This is a genomic window from Verminephrobacter aporrectodeae subsp. tuberculatae At4 (assembly GCF_000193225.1).
Lineage (GTDB): Bacteria > Pseudomonadota > Gammaproteobacteria > Burkholderiales > Burkholderiaceae_C > Acidovorax > Acidovorax aporrectodeae.
Genome location: NZ_AFAL01000157.1, coordinates 1 through 2,141 on the forward strand (window position 1 = coordinate 1; position 2,141 = coordinate 2,141).

Annotated in this window: 2 protein-coding genes; one reads left to right on the forward strand and one right to left on the reverse strand. The window is 67.6% G+C overall.

Annotation, left to right across the window (positions count from 1 at the left end):
* On the reverse strand, nt 1–636 hold a 636-nt coding region (gene tyrS / locus VTU_RS0105415), incomplete at its 3' end, for a tyrosine--tRNA ligase (protein WP_010101619.1).
* Nucleotides 637–828: 192 nt separating this feature from the next.
* On the opposite strand from tyrS, the gene VTU_RS0105420 reads away from it, so the two are divergent.
* Nucleotides 829–2,141, forward strand: a 1,313-nt coding sequence (locus VTU_RS0105420; protein ID WP_010101621.1) for a M23 family metallopeptidase, incomplete at its 3' end; no start/stop codon positions are given.

Genomic DNA, 2,141 nt, shown 5'->3' on the forward strand with positions numbered 1-2,141 from the left:
CATGAGCAGGTTGAATTTCTGGTCGGTGCCGCCGAGCTCCAGATCGCTCTTCAGCGCCACCGAGTCGTAGCCCTGCATCAGCGGGTACAGGAACTCGTGCACCGAAATCGACTGGCCGCTGGCAAAGCGTTTGTGGAAATCGTCGCGCTCCATCATGCGCGCCACGGTGTACTTGGCGGCGAGCTGGATCATTCCCGCGGCGCCCAGGGGCTCGCTCCATTCGCTGTTGTAGCGGATCTCGGTGCGCGCCGGATCGAGCACCAGGCTCGCCTGGCGGTAGTAGGTCTCGGCGTTCGCCCGGATCTGCCCGGGCGTGAGCGGCGGGCGGGTGTCGTTGCGCCCCGAGGGGTCGCCGATCAGGCCCGTGAAGTCGCCGATCAGGAAGATCACCTGGTGACCCAGGTCCTGCAACTGGCGCAGCTTGTTGAGCACCACCGTGTGGCCGATGTGGATGTCCGGCGCCGTGGGATCGAGCCCCAGCTTGATGCGCAGCGGCTGGCCCGAGGCCTCGGAGCGCACCAGCTTCCCGACCCAGGCGTCTTGTGGCAGCAGTTCCTGGGCACCGCGCAGCGAGATTTCCAGGGCCTGCCGGACCGCTTCGGAAACCGGGGACGTTGTAACGACTGATGGATGCATAAGGGGGTTTTTTGGGATGTCCGGACAGACTGCGTCGCCGCTATACTCCGGCCTGCTTTGCAAAGGCGGGATTCTAAGTGGGCCCGCTGTTTCCGCCCTCACCCTGACCCAAGCCCGTGCGCTCTGCCAAGCTGATGTAGCCGCAGCGGGAAAACGCCGGGGCTTCGCGCGATCACCCTGGGGATAGCAGCTTTGATTTACGGCCTGACCCGCGCCAGTAGCGCTTTTTTTCTCTACCGACTGTCGCGCACGATCCAGCGCTATCCCGGACGCATTGGCGCCGCTGTCGCGGCCTTGCTGCTGACGGGCGGCGGCGGCGCGTTCGCCGTGGCGTCCCTTGCGCCCGATCCGGCCGAACTGCCGGTGCGCATGCTCAGCCATTCCGTCGAATCGCTGGCTGAGAACCGCATGCTCAGCGAGCTGCAAGCCCCCGGCTTCTCGCTGTTTCGCTCCGAGCAACTGCGCAGCAGCGATACGCCGGAATCCCTGCTGCGGCGCCTGGGTGTGGCCGACCCGGCCGCGGCCGCCTTTCTGCGCAGTGACCGGTTCGTGCACCAGAACATGCTGGGTCGCAGCGGCCGCAGCGTGTCGGCGCAGACCACCGACGACCACCGTCTGATTCGCCTGACGGCGCGCTGGGTGCCCGACGGCAGCGGCAACTTCCGCCGCTTGGTCGTGGAGCGCACGGGCGATGGCTTCAGCTCGCGTGTCGAAAACGCCAAGATGGCGCTCGACAGCCGCCTCGTCGGCGGCGTCGTGAACAGCTCGCTGTTCGCTGCCACCGACGCATCGGGCATCCCGGACGCCGTGGCCGTGCAACTGGCCGAGATCTTCTCGGGCAGCATCGACTTCCAGCGCTCGCTGCGCAAGGGCGACCGCTTCTCGGTGGTGTACGAGACCCTGGAGGCCGATGGCGAGGTGCTGGGCAGCGGCCGCGTGCTCAGCGCCGAGTTCGTGAACGACGGCAAGGTCCACCAGGCGGTTTGGTTCCAGGGCGCGTACTACACGCCGGAGGGCACCAGCCTGCGCCGCGCCTACCTCACCTCCCCGGTGGAGTTCTCGCGCGTGACCAGCGGCTTCAAGATGCGCCTGCATCCCATCCTGAAAACCTGGCGCGCCCATCTGGGCACCGATTTCGCCGCGCCCACCGGCACGGCCGTGCGCACCGTGGGCGACGGCACGGTGGAGTTCGCCGGCGTGCAGAACGGCTACGGCAACGTGGTCTTCGTCAAGCACCGCAACCAGCACGTCACGGTCTATGCGCACCTGAGCCGCATCGACGTGCGCACGGGCCAAGCGCTCAGACAAGGCCAGACGCTGGGCGCTGTGGGCGCCACGGGCTGGGCCACCGGTCCGCACCTGCATTTCGAGTTCCGCGTGAACGGCCGGCACCAGGATCCGATGACCATCGTCGCGCAGAGCGAGGCGGCAGCGCCCGTCCCGCCCGCTGCACGCCCCGCCTTCGCGCGCCTGACAGCGAATATGCGCGTGCAGCTATCGGCTGC